Source organism: Devosia sp. A449 (assembly GCF_054489375.1).
Window position 1 is genome coordinate 192,128 of sequence record NZ_JBTMWU010000007.1, and the last position, 20,488, is coordinate 212,615.

Here is a 20,488-nt window from a genome sequence, read left to right on the forward strand (position 1 = left end):
CCTTGTTCAGCAGAGGCGGCGCCGTATCGGTCAAATGTCGGTCTTTCGCTGCGGTTCGATGAGGCCCTTGAGGCGCGCGACAGCATCAACAATCGGCAGCGTTTCGCGCTCGCCGGTCTTGCGGTGCTTGATCTCGGCCTCGCCATTGGCCAGGCCACGCGGCCCGATGATGATCTGGTAGGGAATGCCGATCAGATCGGCCGTGGTGAACTTGGCCCCGGCCCCCTGGTCGCGATCGTCATAAAGCATGTCGATCCCGGCCGCGTTGAGTTCGGCATAGAGCGCCTCGCATGCCGCATCGACCTCGGCCTGACCGGCCTTGAGGTTGATCAGCACGGCCTCGAACGGCGCCACCGACACCGGCCAGACAATGCCGGCCTCGTCATGGAACGCCTCGATGATGGCGGGCACCACGCGGGTGAGCCCAATGCCATAAGAGCCCATATGCACGGCGGTATCCTTGCCATCCTGGCCGGTGACGCTGGCCTTCATGGGCTCGGAATACTTGGTACCGAAGTAGAAAATATGGCCGACTTCGATGCCGCGCGCCGAAACCCGCTTATCCTCGGGAACGGAGGCCTCATACTCGGCCTGATCGACCATTTCCTCGGTCGCCGCATAGAGCGAGGTCCAGTCATCGACGATGGGCGTCAGGTCACCGCGGAAATCGGTATCCAGGGCCGGGATCGGCTTGTCCAGCAGATCGCGATGGCAGAACACGGCGCTTTCGCCGGTGTCGGCCAGGATGATGAATTCATGGCTGAGATCGCCGCCGATGGGGCCGGTATCGGCGCGCATCGGAATCGCGGTCAGGCCCATGCGGGCATAGGTGCGCAGATAGGCCACGAACATGCGCTCGTAAGCCTTGACAGCATCTTCCTTGGTCAGATCGAAGGAATAGGCATCCTTCATCAAAAATTCGCGAGACCGCATGGTGCCGAAGCGCGGACGCACCTCGTCGCGGAACTTCCACTGGATATGATAGAGGTTCAGCGGCAGATCCTTGTAGGACTTCACCGAGCTGCGGAAGATGTCGGTGACCATCTCCTCATTGGTCGGGCCATAGAGGAATTCGCGCTCGTGGCGATCCTCGATGCGCAGCATCTCCTTGCCATAGGCGTCGTAGCGCCCCGACTCGCGCCACAGATCGGCCGACTGGATGGTCGGCATCAGCAGCTCGATGGCGCCGGCGCGGTTCTGCTCTTCTTCAATGATGCGCTGAACCTTCATCAGCACCTTGTAGCCGAGCGGCAGCCAGGAATAGAGGCCGGACGCCTGCTGGCGGATCATGCCGGCACGCAGCATCAGGCGGTGCGAAACGATCTCTGCTTCCTTCGGAACATCGCGCAGCACCGGCAAAAAATAACGAGACAGGCGCATGGGAACTCCCGAAAAGATCAATCGACTCTAGGTTACTGTTGATGCCCACTCAAATCCTACTCGTCCACCCGATGCAAGCATGGAAGGCATGCAGAATCTGCGTGACAGGTCCGATTCTTGTTGTTAGGGTCCCTCGCAATAAGACACAGGCGGTTACAAACTGCCGGACGTCGACAACGTCAAGGGAGGAGCGTTGGCTGCCGCTGTATAGCGTGCCTAAGACCAGCGTATTGTCGAACAAACTCATTTCAGCGGGGCCTTGTGCCCCGCTTTTTTGATTCCGATGCCGAAGTTAATGCGACTTGGAGGCGTTCGATCATGGCCGATGCTGCCACTCTCAGACGCCTGGCCCTTGCCCTGCCCGGCACCACCGAAGCCCCCCATTTCGATCGCCGCGCCTTCAAGGTCGACCGCACCTACGTCACCCTGGCCGCCGACGCGCTGACCGCGAATTTCAAATTCACCCCGGATGAGCAGGACTTCAAATGCCAGCTCGCCCCGGAGGTCTTTGCCCCCATCAATAATGGCTGGGGCCGTCAAGGCTGGACGACAGCCAATCTGGCGGCGGCGACGGAGGCTGACCTCAGCGCTGCCCTGGAACTGGCCTATAGCCACGCGGTCGGCAAACCCAAGCGCTAGTAGCCTAGCGGTTCCAGTAGTAATGCAGCGTTTCGTTCGACATGCCCCACATCAGCAGGCCGGTCATGACGATGGCCACGCCGGTGGCGATCAGCAGGCGTCGCCCCAGGCGCGGCGTGATCGGGGCCCCAGGCTCGGTCCCGGCGGTGATTTCACCCGCCTCGGCCTGGCTGCGGTTGCCGATCGGCAGGACCGCGACAAAGCTGAGCCACCAGACGACGAAGAAAATGGCGATCATCGAGCCGATCTGCATGGAAATTCCCTTCGCGTTGGTGTTGCCTTGATGAATACAACCTGACGCGCTCCCGCGATAGCGGGAACGCCGGTCCTATTGCCGCAGCAAGGGTCGCTCCCTGAGGAACGACCCTTTGCGTGGACCTAGACCCGGTGCACGAACACCGAGACGTTGGGCTTGCGGCCCCAATAGGAATTGACCTCGTTGCGGATGGCCTTGAACAGGGCCGAATTCAGCACTTCGGTATCGCTGCGGCGCTTGGGCGGCATCGACTTGAGCACGCCGGCCACGGTGTCTTCCACCAGCTCGGTCAGCGACTCGTCCTCGGTTTCCGGCAGGCCTTCGATCACCAGATCGGGACCGGAAACGATCTGCCCGCCGCCATTGACGCAGAGGCTGACCACGACGTGGCCGCCAAACGACAGCCGGCGACGGCCCTTGACGCCCGATTCCTCAGGCGTGCACAGCACCAGGCCATCGAGATACAGCTCGCCGACCCGCACTTCGGCCGGGAACGACATCGTCTCGGGGAACAGCCGCACCAGATCGCCATTGCGCGCTTCGCACACATTGGCAATGCCCGACTCGCGGCCCAGCTTGGCGTGGGCCTTCAGATGCACGGCTTCGCCATGCACCGGCACCAGCACGTCCGGCTTGACCATTTCATAGAGCTTCTGCAATTCGCCCCGGCGCGGGTGGCCGGTGACGTGCACCAGGCCATCACTCTGGGTGATGACTTCGACGCCCTTGTCGATCAGCATGTTCTGGATGTCGATGACTTCGCGCTCATTGCCCGGAATCGCCCAGGACGAGAAGATCATCCGGTCGCCGGCGGCCAGCTCGATCACCGGATGCTCACCGCGCGCGATGCGGGCGATGGCGGCACGCGCCTCGCCCTGCGAGCCGGTGCAGATCAGCACGATCTTGTTGCGCGGTATGGTGCGATACGCATCCTGATCGAGCAGCGGCGGCAGACCTTCCAGCATGCCCAGTTCGCGGGCAATGCCGGTGATGCGGTGCAGCGAGCGACCCGACATCACCACCTGACGGCCAGCCAGGGCGGCGGCACGCACGATGGACACCACACGGCCGACATTGGAGGCAAAAGTGGTCACGGCCACGCGGTTGGGCGCGGCAGCGATCATCTCGGCCAGTGTCTCGGCGACAGCGGCTTCGCTCGGGCTTTCGCCGTCCTTGAGCGCGTTGGTCGAATCGCAGACCAGAGCCAGCGGCGTCGAGCGGTCTTCGCCGATCTGCTTGAGGCGCGCGACGTCGGTCGGCGCATTCAGCACCGGGGTCGGATCGAGCTTCCAGTCGCCGGTATGCAGCACGCGTCCGACCGGGGTGCTGATCAGCAGCGCATTGGATTCGGGGATCGAGTGGGCGACATTGATCGCCTCGAGCGTGAACGGCCCGATCTGGAACGGCTTGCCCGGACGCATGATGGTGACGTCGACATTTTCGACAATGCCATCGCCTGCCCGCTTCGCCGCCAGCATCGCTGCCGTGAACGGCGTGCAGAACACCGGCTTCTCAAAGCCCGGCCACAGATCGAGCACCGCGCCATAATGGTCTTCGTGGCTGTGGGTGAGCACGAGGCCCAGCACGTCATCGGCGCGCTCTTCGAGAAATTCTGGGTCGGCCATGATCAGCTCGATCCCCGGCAGGTCGGGCCCGCCAAAGGTCACGCCGCAGTCGACCACGATCCATTTGCGCGAACGCTCCGGCCCAAAGCCGTAAGCGCCCATATTCATCCCGATTTCGCCAACGCCGCCGAGCGGCACGAATACGAGTTCGTCCCTTTGGTTTTTAGCCATGGGTCAGTTCAGTCCTTTCGCGCGCAACGCCAAGGCGATCATTGGTCGCCGGTCGCTGCGCAATTGTTGTGGTCAGCTTCGGGCGCTGGCCGTTGCCCCAAAATGAACGTCGCCCGCGGTAATGGCGATGCGACGGTTGTCGTCGGCACGGACGATGAGTCGTCCGCTATCGTCGATGGTTTCAAAAATTCCACGCAGCACTTCGCCGTTCTGATTGACGGCGACTGGTGCACCGATCCCGGCAGCCGAAGCGCGCCAGTGTTTCAGCACATCACCCACGCCACGACCATCATTCCACAGGCCGAAAACCTCGACCCAGGCGTCGCTAAGCGCTTCGAAGACATCTTCAGCCGTTCGGCTGACACCCAGATCGACCAGGCTGGTCGCTGGATAGGGCAAACCCTGCGGCGCGGCAACTGCATTGACGCCGAAGCCGATGACAATGGCCTGACGGCCATCGGGCAGCTTGCTGGCTTCCAGCAGAATACCCGCCAGTTTGCTGCCATCTGCCAGCACATCATTGGGCCATTTGAGCGCAATGCGGGAATTCCCGCCCAGCCCGTCCGCGCCATCAATACCGATCTTGACCAGTCCACCCGGCAGAATCGCCGAGAGCGCCCGGTTGAGCGAGACGCCGGCGACGAATCCCAGCGTTGCCGCCAGAGTCGGATCGGCCTCGGGAACGATCAGCAGCGTCGCGGCCAGATTGCCGTGCGGGCTTTCCCAGGCGCGTCCGCGCCGGCCCCGCCCGGCCGTCTGCTGGCGGGCGGCAAACCAGATGCCGCCGGCATCACCGGCGGCAGCAGCTTCGAGGGCCGCGGCATTGGTCGAGCCAATGCTGTCAAACCCGCGCAGCCGGTATCCGGCTGTGCGCGCTATGGGCCCGAGGGCGAAGTCGCTCACCTAGAACAGGCTTCCGGCGGCAACGCGTGCATAAGAGGCAAGCGGGCTGCCGATGGTGAAATAGTAGGTAACAATGGCAAAGCCGGTCAGCCCCATGATGATGTTGAGCTCACCCGGAACGGCCTCGAACTCCTGTACCGGCTCATCGAAATACATCAGCTTGACGATGCGCAGGTAGTAGAAGGCGCTGATGGCCGAAGCCAGCACGCCGATCACCGCCAGCACATAGAGCTGGGCGTCGATGGCGGCGAGGAAGGCGTGCCACTTGGCAAAGAACCCGGCCAGCGGCGGCATGCCGATCAGCGAGAACATCATCACCGCCATGACAGCCGCGACGAAGGGGCGCGTCCGGGCGACGCCGGCCAGATCGTCGATATTCTCGACAAAGCCCTTGTCCGAGCGCAGCGACAGGATGCAGGCGAACATGCCGATGGTCATGGCGACATAGATCGCCATGTAGATGGCAACGCCCTCGACACCGCCCTGCGTACCCGACGACAGACCGACAAGCGCAAAACCGACGTGACCGATCGAGGAATAGGCAATCAGCCGCTTGATCGAGCGCTGGCCGATGGCCGCGAACGACGCCAGCACCATCGAGGCAATGGACAGGAAGATGACGATCTGCTGCCAGTCACCGGCAATGCCCTGGAAGGTGTCGGTGACCAGACGGATCAGCAGCGCCATGGCGGCCACCTTGGGGGCGGTCGCGAAGAAGGCGGTGACCGGGGTCGGCGCGCCTTCATAAACGTCGGGCGTCCACATGTGGAACGGCACGGCCGAGATCTTGAAGGCCACGCCGGCCAGCAGGAACACCACGCCGAAGATCAGCCCGATCGAGCGGCCTTCGCTGGCGATGGCCAGGATGATTTCCTGCAGATTGGTATGGCCGGTAAAGCCGTATAGCAGCGAGGCGCCATAGAGCAGGATGCCCGAGGACAGCGCGCCGAGCACGAAATACTTGAGGCCCGCTTCAGTCGCCCGGCCGTCATCGCGCTTAATGGCGGCGAGGACGTAAAGCGACAGCGACTGCAGCTCGATGCCGACATACAGGCTCATCAGGTCATTGGCCGAAACCATGGCCAGCATGCCGACCGAAGCCAGCACAATGAGCACCGCATATTCGAACTTGTGCGTCCCCTGCGCCTCGGCATTGGGGAGCGACAGCAGCAGCGAGAACGCCGAGCCACCCAGCACGAGCACCTTCATGTAACGGGCGAAGCTGTCGGCGATAAACACGCCATTGAACAGCACGCCGTCCGCCGGAATGAACAGAATCAGGGCAGCAGCGGCCAGCAGCAGCACCACGGCGCCATACGACACCAGCAGCGAGCGTTCCTTGTTGATCACCACACCGATGAGCAGCAGCACCACTGCGCCGACGGCCAGAAGCAATTCTGGGTAGGCGGGAGCCAGGCTCGCGAAATCCATAACGTCTGAGTTCACGGGACTCTCCTAGTGGGCAGCAGGCGTGGCCGGCGCTTCAGCAGCGGCAGCCGGTTCGGCATGGGCAAGGGGGGCCTGGGCATCGGCCAGCGCAACCGCCGGGTCGGTCCCGGTAACGGTGGCATACTGCGTGACCAGCTTGTTGACCGCCGCTGCCGTCGTATCGAGGATCGGCGCCGGGTAGAACCCGAACACCACCGTCAATATCAGCAGCGGATACAGCATGACCTTCTCGCGCAGATTGAGGTCCAGAATGCCCTTGAGGCTTTCCTTGGTCAGTGCACCGAAAATCAGGCGACGATACAACCACAGCGCATAGCAGGCCGACAGGATCACGCCGAAGGCAGCGCCAAAGCCGACCCAGGTATTGACCTGGAACACGCCGATCATGGTGAGGAATTCACCGACGAAGCCCGAGGTGCCCGGCAGGCCGACATTGGCCATGCTGAACACCATGAAGGCGAGGGCATATTTCGGCATGCGCTCGACCAGCCCGCCATAGGCGGCAATGTCGCGGGTATGCATGCGGTCATAGATGACGCCGACACACAGGAACAGCGCGCCCGACACGATACCGTGCGAGATCATCTGGAACAGCGCACCCTGCACGCCCAGCGCGTTGCCGGCAAAGATGCCCATGGTGACGAAGCCCATATGAGCGACCGACGAATAGGCGATGAGCTTCTTCATGTCGGTCTGCACCAGAGCGACCAGCGAGGTCACGATGATGGCGGCAACCGACAGGAAGAAAATGATATTGGCGAACTGTGCCGAGGCTTCCGGGAACATCGGCAGGCTGAAGCGCAGGAAGCCGTAGCCGCCCAGCTTGAGCAGGATGGCAGCCAGGATCACCGAGCCGGCGGTCGGCGCTTGCACGTGAGCTTCGGGCAGCCAGCGATGCAGCGGCCACATCGGCATCTTGACGGCGAGCGAGGCGAAGAACGCCCACCACAGCCAGGGCTGCCAGGAGCTGGGGAACTGGTGGTTCAGCAGCTTGATGATGTCGGTGGTGCCGCCGCTCCAATACATGGCCATGATGGCCAGCAGCATCAGCACGGAGCCGACAAAGGTATAGAAGAAGAACTTGTAGCTGGCCTGGATGCGGGCGGAGCCGCCCCAGATCCCGATGATCAGGAACATCGGTACCAGCGTGCCTTCGAAGAACACGTAGAACATCGCCAGATCGAGCGTGGTGAACACGCCGATCATCAACGTCTCGAGGATCAGGAATACGATCATGTATTCCTTGACCCGATCCTTGATCTCCCAGCTCGCCAGAATGGAGAACGGCATCAGCAAGGCGGTCAGCACCACGAACAGCACCGAAATGCCGTCCACGCCGACACGATAGCCGATGGTGTCGCCGATCCAGGGATTGTTCACGACGAACTGGAAGCCCGGATTGGACGCATCGAAGCTCTGCCACATCGCCAGCGACAGCCCGAAGGTGATCACGGTGACGATGAGGGCCATCCAGCGGATGGCGTTCTCCGAGGTTTTCGGCGTGAACAGCAGCACCACTGCGCCCGCGAAGGGCAACCAGGTGAGGACTGTGAGAATGCTATTGGTAAAGTTCATCAGATCAGTCCCCCGGCCGTCAGGGCCCAGGTCAGCAGCGCCGCCACGCCGATCAGCATGGCGAAGGCGTAATGATAGACATAGCCGGACTGCAGCTTGGTGACCCAGGAGGTCACGTTCTGCACGCGGCGGCCAAGGCCCTCCGAGAGCTTCTCGTCAATCAGCCAGTCATCGAACCCCTTCCAGAAGGCGCGTCCGATCCACAGAGCCGGGCGAACGAAGATCGCGTCGTAAAGCTCGTCGAAATACCACTTGTTGAGCAGGAACTTGTACAGCCCCGGATTGGTGGCAGCCAGCCGACCCGGCATTTCCGGGCGGCTGATATACATGAACCAGGCCGTGACGAACCCGAGCACCATGGCCACCGTGGCACTCCACTTGACCCAGACGGGAACATGGTGCGCCGCTTCGATGATCTCGTGGTCGACCACAAGCGAGCCGGCAAAGAACTGCTCGACCTGCGCCACGTCACCAAAGAACATGCCGTAGAACACCGCACCCGCCAGCACCGCCCCGAGAGCCAGCACGTAGAGCGGCAGCTGCATCACAGCCGGCGCCTCATGGGCATGGTCATAGGCCGAACCATGCTGGGCATGGGTGTCGGGCTCGGCATGCTCATCATGAGCATGCGTGGCCGGACGCGGTGCGCCGTGGAAGGTCAGGTGGATCAGGCGCCACGAGTAGAAGCTCGTGAACAGCGCCGCGACCACCAGCATCCAGAAGGCGAACATGCCGGTATTGCCACCAACGGCATAAGCCGCTTCGATGATCGAGTCCTTGGAGAAGAAGCCGGCAAAGCCGAGGAAATCCGTACCCGGAATACCCACGCCGGTCAGCGCCAGCGTGCCGATCAGCATCATGGCATAGGTGATGGGGATCTTCTTGCGCAGGCCGCCCATGTTCCGCATGTCCTGCTCATGGTGCATGGCGTGGATCACCGCGCCGGCGCCCAAAAACAGCAGCGCCTTGAAGAAGGCGTGGGTGAACAGGTGGAACACACCGGCCGAATAAGCCCCCGCCCCCAGCGCCACGAACATGTAGCCGAGCTGCGAACAGGTCGAATAGGCGATCACCCGCTTGATGTCGTTCTGCACCAGGCCAACCGTCGCCGCGAAAAACGCGGTGATGGCACCGATGATGATGACCACGGTCAGCGCCACTGGCGAGGTCTCGAACAGCGGCGACAGACGCGCCACCATGAAAACGCCGGCCGTCACCATGGTGGCGGCATGGATCAGCGCCGACACCGGGGTCGGGCCTTCCATGGCGTCCGGCAGCCAGGTGTGCAGCAGGAACTGTGCCGACTTGCCCATGGCGCCCATGAACAGCAGCAGGCACACCACGGTCATCGCGTCGACGTCCCAGGCGAGGAACCGCATCACCGGCAGGCCTTCGGTGGCAAACGCCCCGGCGGCCGCAAACGCGCCGTCAAAGGTGATATTGCCCAGCACCATGAAGGCACCAAAGATGCCCAGCGCAAAGCCGAAGTCACCCACGCGGTTGACCACGAAGGCCTTCATCGCGGCGGCGGTAGCCGACGGCTTGGTGTACCAGAAGCCGATCAGCAGATAGGACGCGAGCCCCACGCCCTCCCAGCCAAAGAACATCTGCAGGAAGTTGTCGGCGGTCACCAGCATCAGCATGGCGAAGGTGAACAGCGACAGATAGGCAAAGAACCGGCTGCGATGCGGATCGTCGGCCATGTAGCCGATGGAATAGACGTGCACGAGGCTGGACACGGTGTTGACCACCACCAGCATGATCGCCGTCAGCGTATCGACCCGCAGCACCCAGCGCAGATCCATGTCACCGACCTGGATCCAGCGCATCACCTCAACCTTGAGGACACCGCCGTCGCCATCGACCAGCCCGCCGCCAAAGGCGACCGGCAGGAACACGGCCCAGCTCAGCACCGCTGCAATCAGCAGCAGGCCGGTGGTGATAATTTCGCTCGTGCGGTGGCCGATGGTACGGCCCAGCAGCCCCGCGACCAGCGCGCCGACGAGGGGCAGGAAAACAATCGCTTGAATCATAGCGGTGGTTCTTAGCCCTTCATCATGTTGACGTCTTCAACCGCGATGGAGCCACGGTTGCGGTAGAAAATGACCAGAATGGCGAGGCCGATAGCGGCCTCCGCAGCAGCCACGGTGAGGATCAGCAGCGCGAAGACCTGCCCCTGCAGATCGCCGAGCTGGGCGCTGAACGCCACCATGTTGAGATTGACCGCGAGCAGGATGAGCTCGACCGACATCAGAATGACGATGACGTTCTTGCGGTTGATGAAGATGCCGAACACGCCGAGCGTGAACAGAATTGCTGCTACGGTCAGGTAGTGACCGAGCCCGATACCCAAGCCCATGTTTGCCTCCTACAGCCCTTGACCGCTCTTGACCTTGACGACTTCCAGCGTCTCGGACGGCTTGCGGCCGACCTGAGCGATGGGATTCTGGCGCTTCACATTGCTCTTGTGACGCAGCGTCAGCACGATGGCGCCAATCATGGCCACCAGCAGCACCAACCCGGCCCCCTGGAACAGGAAGACGTAGCGCGTATAGAGCACCTGCCCCAGCGCGCGGATATTATCGACGCCGCCATCAATCGGCAGCACCGTGGCGCCGGCCACTTCCGGCGAAATCACGAAGCTCCCCGCCAGCAGCAACAGCTCCAGCAGCAGGATCAGCCCGACGACCATGCCCACCGGCGCGTATTGCAGGAAACCCTGCCGCATCGAGGCAAAATCGACGTCGAGCATCATGACGACGAACAGGAACAGCACCGCGACCGCGCCGACATAGACGACGATCAGGATCAGCGCCAAAAACTCGGCACCGGCCAGCATGAACAGGCCCGACGCGTTGAAAAACGTCAGGATCAGGAACAGCACGGCATGCACCGGGTTCCGGGACGAAATCACCATAACGGCCGCCACGATGGCGATGGCCGAGAACAGGTAGAAGAAGAATAGTGGAAGGGTCATGCTCTATTCCTCTCAGCGATACGGCGCGTCGGCGCTGAGGTTGGCCGCGATTTCGCGCTCCCAACGGTCGCCGTTGGCGAGGAGCTTTTCCTTGGAGAAATACAGCTCTTCACGCGTCTCGGTTGCGAATTCGAAGTTCGGGCCTTCCACGATGGCATCCACCGGGCAGGCTTCCTGACAGAAGCCGCAATAGATGCACTTCACCATGTCGATGTCATAGCGCACCGTACGGCGGGTGCCGTCATTCTGGCGCGGGCCGGCTTCGATGGTGATGGCCTGCGCCGGGCAAATGGCTTCGCACAGCTTGCAGGCAATGCAGCGCTCTTCCCCGTTGGGATAGCGGCGCAGCGCATGTTCACCGCGGAACCGCGGGCTCACATGCCCCTTTTCAAAGGGATAGTTGATCGTCGGCTTGGCCGAGAAGAAATAGCGCATGGCCAGGAGAAAGGCTTTCACCAGCTCCGTGAGCAGCAGCGTATTGACGAACTGGGCGGCACGCATCACGCCATCCCTCCATGCCAGCCCCAGCCCGTAAGCTGAAGCACGAATGCAACGATGATGACCATGGCCAGCGACAGCGGCAGGAACAGCTTCCAGCCAATGCGCATCAACTGGTCGTAGCGGTAGCGCGGCACGATGGCCTTGGCCATGGCGAACATGAAGAACACCAGGCTCAGCTTGATGACGAACCACACCACGCCCGGAATCCAGGTGAAGGGCGGCAGGTCGATCGGCGACGTCCAGCCGCCCAGGAACAGGATGGTGGTCATGGCGCACATCAGCAGGATCGAGATGTACTCGCCCAGCATGAACAGCATGTAGGGCGTAGCCGAATATTCGGTCATGAAACCGGCCACCAGCTCGGACTCGCCTTCGGCAAGATCGAACGGAGGACGGTTGGTTTCTGCCAGGGCCGAAATGTAGAACACGATGAACATCGGGAACAGCGGCAGCCAGAACCAGTTCAGGAACGTCAGCTGCGGCAGGCCGATCATATGGGCCAGGCCCATTTCATACTGTGCCGTCACGATGTCGCTGAGGTTCAGCGAACCGACGCAAAGCAGCACGGTGATGATGACGAGGCCAATGGAGACTTCGTAGGACACCATCTGCGCCGCGGCCCGGAGCGAGCCGAGGAACGGGTATTTCGAGTTGGAGGCCCAGCCACCGATGATTACGCCATAGACGCCGAGCGAAGACACGGCGAGCAAATAGAGAATGCCGATATTGATGTCGGCAATGACCAGACCTTCGCCGAACGGGATCACGGCCCAACCGGCCAGCGCCAGCGTGGCGGTGATCAGCGGCGCAAACAGGAACAGCACCTTGTCGGCGCCGCCCGGAATGATCGGCTCCTTGAGCGCAAATTTCAGCAGATCGGCGAAGCTCTGCAGCAGGCCGAACGGGCCCACCACGTTGGGGCCGCGACGCAGCTGCACGGCCGCCCAGATCTTGCGATCGGCCAGCAGGATGAAGGCGGTGAACACCAGCAGGCACACCAGTACCAGCAGGGCCTTGTAGATCATGCCAACCTGCACGCCCCATCCGAGAATGGGGATACCGAGCAGGTAGTCGAGAGCGGTGGTAATAAAGTCCATTGTGCTCCCCTACTCCGCAGCCTGCCGGAGACCGGCGGCCGTGGCGGCGCATTCGCCCATAACGGCCGAAGCGCGGGCAATCGGATTGCTGAGATAGAAGTCGGTAACGGCCGAGCCGAACGGCGCGGCCTTGGTCTTGATCGCGGCCTTGGCCAGCTTGGCGATATCGGCGACATTACCGGCGGCAATGGCGTCGACCCGAGCCAGATGCGGGAATTCCGCATAGATGGCGGCGCGCAGCTGGGTCAGTGAATTGAACGGCAGCGGCTTGCCCATGGCGCCCGACAGCGCACGGATGATCGCCCAGTCTTCCTTGGCGTCGCCCGGCGGGAATACGGCGCGATTGGTAATCTGCACGCGGCCCTCGGTATTCACATAGGTCCCCGACTTCTCGGTATAGGTCGCCGCCGGCAGAATGACGTCCGCGCGATGGGCGCCGGCATCGCCATGGCTGCCGATATAGACGACGAACGCCTTGCCCATCGCCTTGGTGTCATATTCGTCGGCACCGAGCAGGAACAGCACGTCGAGTTCGCCCTTGCCGGCCAGAGCGATCTGGTCGGCGGAGCAGACGCCACCATCATGGGGCACGAAGCCGATGTCGATGCCGCCCACACGGCTGGCCGCATTATGCAGCAGCGCAAAGCCATTCCAGCCTTCTGCCACGGCCGAGCCGCTGGCCATCTTGGCGGCCAGCGCAATGGTGTCACGCCCGACCTGCTTGCCAAGATTGGCATGCGAGACGGCCTGTTCGCCCACGATGATCAGCGGGCGTTGCGCCTTGGACAGGATTTCGGCAAATTCGCCCCGTCCTGCCGCCAGATCGGCCAGCGTCTCGAAGCCCTCGCCCAGATAGGCATAATCATAGGTCAGGTCGGCCCGTTCGCCGATCACGGCGATGGGCAGGCCCTTGGCGCGCCAGGTCTTGCGGATGCGGGCATTGATCAGCGATGCTTCGCGGCGCGGATTGGCTCCGATGATCACGATGGCGTCGGCTTCCTCGATCCCGGCAATAGTCGGGTTGAAGATATAGGCCGAGCGCGGCATTGACGGGTCGATCCCCGACATGGCGGGACGGACATCGGTCATGCCCGAGCCAACCGAAGCCAGCAGGGACTTGAGGGCGTACATCTCTTCTACGGCCGCCAGGTCGCCGGCGATTGCGCCAACCTTGTTGCCGGCCTTCTTGATACGGTTAGCCACGGCGCCGAGCGCCTCTTGCCAGCTGGTAACCTGCAGCTTGCCGCCCTTGCGCACATAGGGGCGGTCGAGCCGCTGGCTCTTGAGGCCGTCCCAGACGAAGCGCGTCTTGTCCGAAATCCACTCTTCATTGATGGCTTCGTTGATGCGCGGCAGAATGCGCATCACTTCGCGGCCACGGCTGTCGACGCGGATATTGGAGCCGACAGCGTCCATCACGTCGATGGATTCGGTCTTCACCAATTCCCACGGACGCGCATTGAAGGCGTAGGGCTTGGAGGTCAGTGCGCCCACCGGGCACAGATCGATCACGTTACCCTGCAGCTCGCTGCTCAGCGCCTTCTCCAGATAGGTGATGATCTCCATGTCTTCGCCACGGCCGATCGCGCCCATTTCGGCAACGCCGGCCACTTCGGTGGTGAAGCGGACGCAGCGCGTGCACTGGATGCAGCGGGTCATCGCGGTCTTGACCAGCGGACCCATATATTTGTCTTCGACGGCGCGCTTGTTCTCGTTGAACCGCGAACCGGAGACGCCATAGGCCATGGCCTGGTCCTGCAGATCGCACTCGCCGCCCTGATCGCAGATCGGGCAATCCAGCGGGTGGTTGATCAGCAGAAATTCCATCACGCCTTCGCGGGCCTTTTTGACCATCGGCGAATTGGTGAACACTTCGGGCGGCTCGCCATTCGGGCCGGGACGCAGATCCTTGACCCCCATGGCGCAGGATGCCTGCGGCTTGGGCGGACCGCCTTTCACCTCGACCAGACACATGCGGCAATTGCCGGCGACCGACAGCCGCTCATGGTAGCAGAAGCGCGGAATTTCAGCGCCAGCGGCCTCGGCCGCCTGCAACAGCGTGTAGTAATCGGGAACTTCGACGAGCTTACCGTCGACCTTGATATTTGCCATCAGCCCTACTCCGCCGCAATCGACGGCACGGCGCCATCGGAGGTGGACGAATATGTGTACTGGTCGATCCGCTCTTCGATGACGTGACGGAAGTTGCGGATCAGGCCCTGGATGGGCCAGGCCGCAGCGTCGCCGAGGGCACAGATGGTGTGGCCTTCGATCTGCTTGGTCACTTCGAACAGCATGTCGATTTCGCGCTTCTGGGCACGGCCTTCGACCATGCGCGCCATGACGCGCATCATCCAGCCGGTGCCTTCGCGGCACGGCGTGCACTGGCCGCAGCTCTCATGCTTGTAGAATGCCGAGATCCGCCAGATCGCCTTGATGATGTCGGTCTGCTTGTCCATGACGATCACGGCAGCGGTGCCCAGCGAGGACCCCACTTCGCGCAAGCCGTCAAAATCCATCACTGCATGGCGCATCTTCTCGCCCGGCACGCAGGGCACCGACGAACCACCGGGGATCACCGCCAGCAGATTGTCCCAGCCGCCGCGAATCCCGCCGCAATGCTTTTCGATCATGTCCTGGAACGACACGCCCATTTCTTCTTCGAACGTGGCCGGCTTGTTCACATGGCCGGACACGCACATCAGCTTGGTGCCGGTATTGTTGGCGCGGCCCAGCGAAGCGAACCACGAGCCCGAGCGGCGCAGGATTTCCGGCACCACGGCAATCGATTCGACGTTGTTCACGGTGGTCGGATTGCCATAAACGCCCATGCCTGCCGGGAATGGCGGCTTGAGGCGCGGCTGGCCCTTCTTGCCTTCCAGCGATTCCATCAGCGCGGTTTCTTCGCCGCAGATGTAAGCGCCGGCGCCGTGATGGACGATGATGTCTAGGTCCCAGCCGTGGATATTGTCCTTGCCGATCAGCTTGGCCTCATAGGCCTCCTCGACGGCGCGCTCCAGATGCTGGCGCTCCCGGATGAACTCCCCACGCACATAGATAAACGCCAGATGCGCATCCATGGCGCGGGCCGCCAGCAGGCACCCTTCCACCAGATGATGCGGGTCATGGCGCAGAATATCGCGGTCCTTGCAGGTGCCCGGCTCGGATTCGTCGGCATTGACCAGCAGGTAATGCGGCCGGCCATCGCTGACCTTGGGCATGAAAGTCCATTTCAGCGCGGTCGGGAAACCGGCGCCGCCACGGCCCCGCAGGCCCGAGGTCTTGACCTCGTTGGTGATCCAGTCACGGCCGGCGTCGATGAACTCCTTGGTGCCCACCCAGGCGCCGCGCGAACGCGCGCCCTCGAGCGTCCAGTCACTCTGGCCGTAGAGATTGGTAAAGATGCGATCCTTGTCAGCGAGCACGCTTCATACTCCTAACGCGGCTTCTTGCCGAAGACGCGGATATATTCAGCTTCGCCACCCTTGGCGAGCGCGGCGGCCTGGCCGAGCCAGTTGTCACGGGTCACGCGACCGGCAAAGCTCAGCGAATCTTCTATCCTGGCGATGTCGTCAGCGCTCAGCGCCGCAACCTGTGCCCAGGTGGTGATGCCCAGGCCGTTGAGCCGTCCCTCAAGCACCGGACCGACGCCCGAGATCAGCTTGAGATCGTCAGCCTTGCCGGTCGGCGCGGTAAACAGCGGCGCAGCGCCACCCTTTTCCGCATTCGGCGTCACTTCGGCCCGATTGGCCTTGGGCGCGATGATGGTACGGCTCTTCTTGGGAGCCTTGCCGCCATCGACCTTGCCGGCCGGCGACTCAGCACCCGTCGCACCTTCGCGCATCGCGGTATTGGGCTTGCCATTGGCATTGGCCGCGACCGACGCCGCCTTGCGCTCACCCTCGGCCTTGGCCTCGGAAACCTTGGCCTGCTTGGGCGTACCCTTGAGGGCGGGTGCGGATTCTTCGCTCACATCCTTGGGCTTGGCCGCCGTAGTCGGCGCCTGCGCTGCCGCAGCCGCCTCAGCCGGGGGCGCCGGCGGAATGAACTTCTCGCGCTTGGCGCTCGGCGCTTCCAGCAGGGTAGTCCGGCCGCCTTCGGCGCCCGAATACAGCCGGTCGACCTGCGGGCCGGGCTTGATGGTCTCGCCCTTGCCGGCCTGGAACGCATCGATGATCTCGGAGAGACGATCAGCGGTCAGGTCTTCATAGGTGTCGTGGAAAATCGCGATCATCGGCGCGTTGACGCAAGCGCCGGCGCATTCGACCTCTTCCCAGCTCAGCGTGCCATCTTCATTGAGATGATGCGCCTCGTGGTGGATCTTGCTCTTGCAGACCTCGATCAGCGCCTCGGCCCCGCGCAGCATGCACGGCGTGGTGCCGCACACCTGGATATGGGCGCGTGTGCCAACCGGCTGCAGCTGGAACTGGGTGTAGAACGTCGCCACTTCCAGCACGCGGATATAGGCCATGCCGAGCATGTCCGCGATGGTTTCGATGGTGGCGCGGGTGACCCAGCCGTCCTGATCCTGCGCCCGCATCAGCAGCGGAATCACAGCGGATTGCTGCCGGCCGGTCGGGTATAGCCCGATCTTCCATTCCGCCCATTTGGCGTTTTCAGCGGTAAAGGCGAACGCGGCCGGCTGAACCGACTCATCCGCAAGGCGACGCGCAACCATCAGCGATCAACCTCTCCGAACACGATATCAAGTGAGCCAAGAATGGCCGAAACGTCCGCCAGCATGTGGCCGCGACACAGGGAATCCATGGCCGACAAATGCGCAAACCCCGGCGCGCGGATCTTGCAGCGATACGGCTTGTTGGTGCCGTCGCTGACCAGATAGACGCCGAATTCGCCCTTGGGCGCTTCCACGGCGGCGTAAACCTCGCCGGCCGGAACCTTGTAGCCCTCGGTATAGAGCTTGAAATGGTGGATCAGCGCTTCCATAGAGCGCTTCATCTCGCCCCGGCTCGGCGGCACCACCTTGCCATCGAGCGAGGACACCGGGCCCTTGCCGTCCGGCGCATTCAGCTTGGCGATGCATTGCTGCATGATGCGGTTCGACTGGCGCATCTCTTCCATGCGGATGAGATAGCGGTCGTAGCAGTCGCCGTTCTTGCCGATCGGGATGTCAAAATCCATTTCGGCATAGCATTCGTAAGGCTGGCTCTTGCGCAGATCCCAGGCCGCGCCCGAACCGCGCACCATCACGCCCGAAAAGCCCATATTCCAGGCGTCTTCCAGCTTCACCACGCCGATATCGACGTTGCGCTGCTTGAAGATGCGGTTTTCGGTCAGCAGGATGTCGATATCATCCACGGCCTTGGGGAATTCGGCGCAGAAAGTCTCGATATCGTCGATCAGCGCCTGCGGCAGGTCCTGATGCACGCCACCGGGGCGGAAATAGGCAGCATGCATGCGCGCGCCCGAAGCACGCTCATAGAAGATCATCAGCTTTTCGCGCTGCTCGAAGCCCCACAGCGGCGGGGTCAGCGCGCCGACGTCCATCGCCTGCGTGGTGACGTTCATCAGATGCGCCAGGAGGCGCCCGATTTCCGAATACAGCACGCGGATCAGCTGGCCACGGCGCGGCACTTCGAGGCCCAGCAGCTTCTCGACGGCCAGGGCAAACGCATGCTCCTGGTTCATCGGCGCTACATAGTCGAGGCGGTCGAAATACGGCACGGCCTGCAGATAGGTCTTGGATTCGATCAGCTTTTCGGTGCCGCGATGCAGCAGCCCGATATGCGGATCGACGCGCTCGACGACTTCGCCGTCGAGTTCGAGAATCAGCCGCAGCACACCATGCGCCGAGGGGTGCACGGGGCCGAAGTTGATGGTGAAATTGCGGACGTCGGCTTCAACGGTCATGGCTTGGCTTTCTCGTCGCCGGGCAGCACGTAATCGGTGCCTTCCCAGGGCGACAGATACTCGAACGAACGGTATTCCTGCATCAGCTTGACCGGCTCATACACCACGCGCTTGCGCTCGTCGTCATAGCGGACCTCGACGAAGCCAGTCGTCGGGAAGTCCTTGCGCAGCGGATGGCCGTCAAAACCATAGTCGGTCAGGATGCGACGCAAATCGCCATGGCCCGAGAACAACACGCCATAAAGGTCATAGGCCTCGCGCTCGAACCAGTCAGCGCCCTTGAACACGCCGGTGATGCTGGGAACGGGCGTGACATCGTCAGCCGCCAGCTTGACGCGAATGCGCTGATTCAGATGCGGGCTCATGAAGTGGTAAACCACCTCGAAGCGCACATCGCGCGCCGGGTAATCGGCGCCGCACACATCGACAAAGCTGATGAAACGGCAGCGCGGGTCGTCGCGCAGGAAGGTGGCAACCGCCACGATCTCGTCTCTTTCTACCGTCACGGTCAGTTCACCGAAGGCGACTTCCTGAGACAGCACCGCCGTGCCCAGGGCATTCGCAATATGCGCGCCGAGGTCCACAAGCGGATCGACCTGGATAACTTCATCCATCTGGGTGGCCCTAGCGTTCGATGGTGCCGGTGCGGCGGATTTTCTTTTGCAACAGCAGGATGCCGTATAGCAGCGCTTCGGCAGTGGGCGGGCAGCCCGGGACATAGACGTCCACCGGCAGCACGCGATCACAGCCGCGCACGACCGAATACGAATAGTGATAATAGCCGCCGCCATTGGCGCAGCTACCCATGGAGATGACGTAGCGCGGCTCTGGCATCTGGTCATAGACCTTGCGCAAAGCCGGAGCCATCTTGTTGGTCAGCGTCCCGGCCACGATCAGCACGTCGGACTGTCGCGGCGAGGCGCGCGGCGCGGTGCCGAAGCGCTCGATGTCGTAGCGCGGCATCGACATCTGCATCATTTCAACGGCGCAGCAGGCCAGACCGGTCTGCATCCACATCAGCGAGCCGGTACGGGCCCAGGTGACGAGTTGCGACACGGTCGAAACCAGAAAGCCCTTGTCGGCCAGCTCGTCCGTCACATCGGTGAAGAACGGATCGGCAGCGCCGGCGGTCTTGCCGGTGCGCGGATCGACGAGGCCCGTGGGGCGCGGCGCGACCAGCGTATCGTTCTGCTCGCTCAATCCCATTCCAGGGCCCCTTTCCGCCATTCGTAGATAAAGCCGACGGTCAACACGCCAAGGAAGATCATCATCGACCAGAAACCGAACCAGCCGACTTCACGGAAGGCGACGGCCCAGGGGAACAGGAACGCCACTTCGAGGTCGAAAATGATGAACAGAATCGCCACCAGATAGAACCGCACGTCGAATTTCATGCGGGCATCGTCGAAGGCTTCAAAGCCGGCCTCGAATGCGGACACCTTTTCAGGGTCGGGATTCTTGACAGCCACAATGAAGGGGGCAACCAGAAGAGCGAGGCCGATAACGCCAGCAAGGGCGATGAATATGACAATCGGCAGATAGTCGCTGAGCAAATCAGTCATGCGGCAACCTGTTTACAGTGTCCGGCAAGGAGGCCGGTTGCGAGAGTTCCGCAAGCAATTGGGGCGAGCGAACCAACGCGACATCGATGGCTTGGGCTTAGACCTTTGGCTAGAGGGTTTCAAGGGAAAGAAAACATGACAGAAGCAATCATATAAACTTCTGCCCGACCCCCGCAAAATCCCCGTCGAATCGGCGGATACGGCGGCAATGGCTTGCTCGGCGCCATCACAATTGTGGAATGAGCACCGACCCAAGGCAGCGGCCCGAGCACGGTAGTCACCCTACCCTCGATGTCACCCCGGCCTTGAGCCGGGGCCCATCCTGAGGTCATGCCAAGGGAACCCGCTCAGGATGGATCCCCCTGAGTTCACAAACGAAGTGCAACACCTGACACAGGTGATGCCATGTCCAGTTACCGCCAGTTATCCAGCGCCGACCGCTTCCGGATTGCCCAGCTTCTCGCCGCCGGGCAGTCGTACCG

19 protein-coding genes are annotated in these 20,488 nt (G+C 62.3%); 1 reads left to right on the top strand and 18 read right to left on the bottom strand.

Translation table 11 applies throughout. The annotated features are described in order from the left end of the window. Positions 1 to 30: 30 nt before the first annotated feature. Entirely contained in the window at positions 31 to 1,380 is a 1,350-nt protein-coding gene (gene proS, locus ACX3OW_RS18085; protein WP_459097191.1) for a proline--tRNA ligase, read from the bottom strand. Positions 1,381 to 1,698: 318 nt separating this feature from the next. Here proS and ACX3OW_RS18090 point away from each other — a divergent pair, with 318 nt between their 5' ends. Next, positions 1,699 to 2,019: an MmcQ/YjbR family DNA-binding protein gene (locus tag ACX3OW_RS18090; RefSeq protein ID WP_459097192.1), complete on the top strand. Its 321-nt coding sequence runs from the start codon at positions 1,699 to 1,701 to the stop codon at positions 2,017 to 2,019. Between the two features lie 4 nt (positions 2,020 to 2,023). Here ACX3OW_RS18090 and ACX3OW_RS18095 read toward each other — a convergent pair whose 3' ends face one another. The 17 genes from ACX3OW_RS18095 to ACX3OW_RS18175 form a co-directional block, all read right to left on the bottom strand. Beyond that, the gene (locus ACX3OW_RS18095) at positions 2,024 to 2,272 is read right to left on the bottom strand and encodes a DUF1467 family protein (RefSeq protein ID WP_459097193.1); all 249 of its coding nucleotides are present in this window, start codon (positions 2,270 to 2,272) and stop codon (positions 2,024 to 2,026) included. Between the two features lie 125 nt (positions 2,273 to 2,397). Then, positions 2,398 to 4,071 carry a ribonuclease J gene (locus tag ACX3OW_RS18100; protein ID WP_459097194.1) on the bottom strand — a complete coding sequence of 558 codons (1,674 nt, stop codon included), beginning with the start codon at positions 4,069 to 4,071 and terminating at the stop codon, positions 2,398 to 2,400. 72 nt (positions 4,072 to 4,143) lie between these two features. Continuing rightward, a complete protein-coding gene (locus tag ACX3OW_RS18105) occupies positions 4,144 to 4,974 on the bottom strand; it encodes a biotin--[acetyl-CoA-carboxylase] ligase (protein ID WP_459097195.1) in 831 nt (276 codons plus the stop codon). Beyond that, entirely contained in the window at positions 4,975 to 6,420 is a 1,446-nt protein-coding gene (gene nuoN, locus ACX3OW_RS18110) for an NADH-quinone oxidoreductase subunit NuoN (RefSeq protein WP_459097196.1), read from the bottom strand. 9 nt (positions 6,421 to 6,429) lie between these two features. Beyond that, on the bottom strand, positions 6,430 to 7,998 hold the full coding sequence (locus ACX3OW_RS18115; RefSeq protein WP_459097197.1) for an NADH-quinone oxidoreductase subunit M: 1,569 nt from the start codon (positions 7,996 to 7,998) through the stop codon (positions 6,430 to 6,432). Beyond that, positions 7,998 to 10,031 carry an NADH-quinone oxidoreductase subunit L gene (gene nuoL / locus ACX3OW_RS18120; RefSeq protein WP_459097198.1) on the bottom strand — a complete coding sequence of 678 codons (2,034 nt, stop codon included), beginning with the start codon at positions 10,029 to 10,031 and terminating at the stop codon, positions 7,998 to 8,000. Before nuoL ends, ACX3OW_RS18115 begins: the two co-directional genes overlap by 1 nt. A gap of 11 nt (positions 10,032 to 10,042) precedes the next feature. Next, positions 10,043 to 10,351 (bottom strand): NADH-quinone oxidoreductase subunit NuoK, encoded by a 309-nt coding sequence (nuoK, locus tag ACX3OW_RS18125; protein ID WP_459097213.1) that lies wholly within the window; start codon positions 10,349 to 10,351, stop codon positions 10,043 to 10,045. Between the two features lie 15 nt (positions 10,352 to 10,366). Beyond that, the gene (locus ACX3OW_RS18130; RefSeq protein ID WP_459097199.1) at positions 10,367 to 10,975 is read right to left on the bottom strand and encodes an NADH-quinone oxidoreductase subunit J; all 609 of its coding nucleotides are present in this window, start codon (positions 10,973 to 10,975) and stop codon (positions 10,367 to 10,369) included. A gap of 12 nt (positions 10,976 to 10,987) precedes the next feature. Next, positions 10,988 to 11,476, bottom strand: coding sequence for an NADH-quinone oxidoreductase subunit NuoI (gene nuoI / locus ACX3OW_RS18135; RefSeq protein WP_459097214.1), 489 nt, complete (start codon positions 11,474 to 11,476; stop codon positions 10,988 to 10,990). Next, positions 11,476 to 12,501, bottom strand: a complete 1,026-nt coding sequence (gene nuoH / locus ACX3OW_RS18140; RefSeq protein WP_459097215.1) for an NADH-quinone oxidoreductase subunit NuoH — start codon at positions 12,499 to 12,501, stop codon at positions 11,476 to 11,478. The genes nuoI and nuoH overlap by 1 nt, the downstream gene beginning before the upstream one ends. Positions 12,502 to 12,582: 81 nt before the next feature. Then, positions 12,583 to 14,685 carry an NADH-quinone oxidoreductase subunit NuoG gene (nuoG, locus tag ACX3OW_RS18145; RefSeq protein ID WP_459097200.1) on the bottom strand — a complete coding sequence of 701 codons (2,103 nt, stop codon included), beginning with the start codon at positions 14,683 to 14,685 and terminating at the stop codon, positions 12,583 to 12,585. A 5-nt stretch (positions 14,686 to 14,690) separates the two neighbouring features. Beyond that, complete coding sequence (gene nuoF / locus ACX3OW_RS18150; protein ID WP_459097201.1) at positions 14,691 to 15,998, bottom strand: NADH-quinone oxidoreductase subunit NuoF; 1,308 nt, start codon at positions 15,996 to 15,998, stop codon at positions 14,691 to 14,693. 11 nt (positions 15,999 to 16,009) lie between these two features. Then, positions 16,010 to 17,251, bottom strand: a complete 1,242-nt coding sequence (gene nuoE / locus ACX3OW_RS18155) for an NADH-quinone oxidoreductase subunit NuoE (RefSeq protein ID WP_459097202.1) — start codon at positions 17,249 to 17,251, stop codon at positions 16,010 to 16,012. Then, positions 17,251 to 18,444, bottom strand: a complete 1,194-nt coding sequence (locus ACX3OW_RS18160; RefSeq protein ID WP_459097203.1) for an NADH-quinone oxidoreductase subunit D — start codon at positions 18,442 to 18,444, stop codon at positions 17,251 to 17,253. Before ACX3OW_RS18160 ends, nuoE begins: the two co-directional genes overlap by 1 nt. Then, positions 18,441 to 19,058 carry an NADH-quinone oxidoreductase subunit C gene (locus ACX3OW_RS18165; RefSeq protein ID WP_459097204.1) on the bottom strand — a complete coding sequence of 206 codons (618 nt, stop codon included), beginning with the start codon at positions 19,056 to 19,058 and terminating at the stop codon, positions 18,441 to 18,443. The genes ACX3OW_RS18160 and ACX3OW_RS18165 overlap by 4 nt, the downstream gene beginning before the upstream one ends. A gap of 10 nt (positions 19,059 to 19,068) precedes the next feature. Next, a complete protein-coding gene (locus tag ACX3OW_RS18170; RefSeq protein ID WP_459097205.1) occupies positions 19,069 to 19,650 on the bottom strand; it encodes a NuoB/complex I 20 kDa subunit family protein in 582 nt (193 codons plus the stop codon). Continuing rightward, complete coding sequence (locus ACX3OW_RS18175; protein ID WP_459097206.1) at positions 19,641 to 20,006, bottom strand: NADH-quinone oxidoreductase subunit A; 366 nt, start codon at positions 20,004 to 20,006, stop codon at positions 19,641 to 19,643. Before ACX3OW_RS18175 ends, ACX3OW_RS18170 begins: the two co-directional genes overlap by 10 nt. Positions 20,007 to 20,488 lie beyond the last annotated feature (482 nt).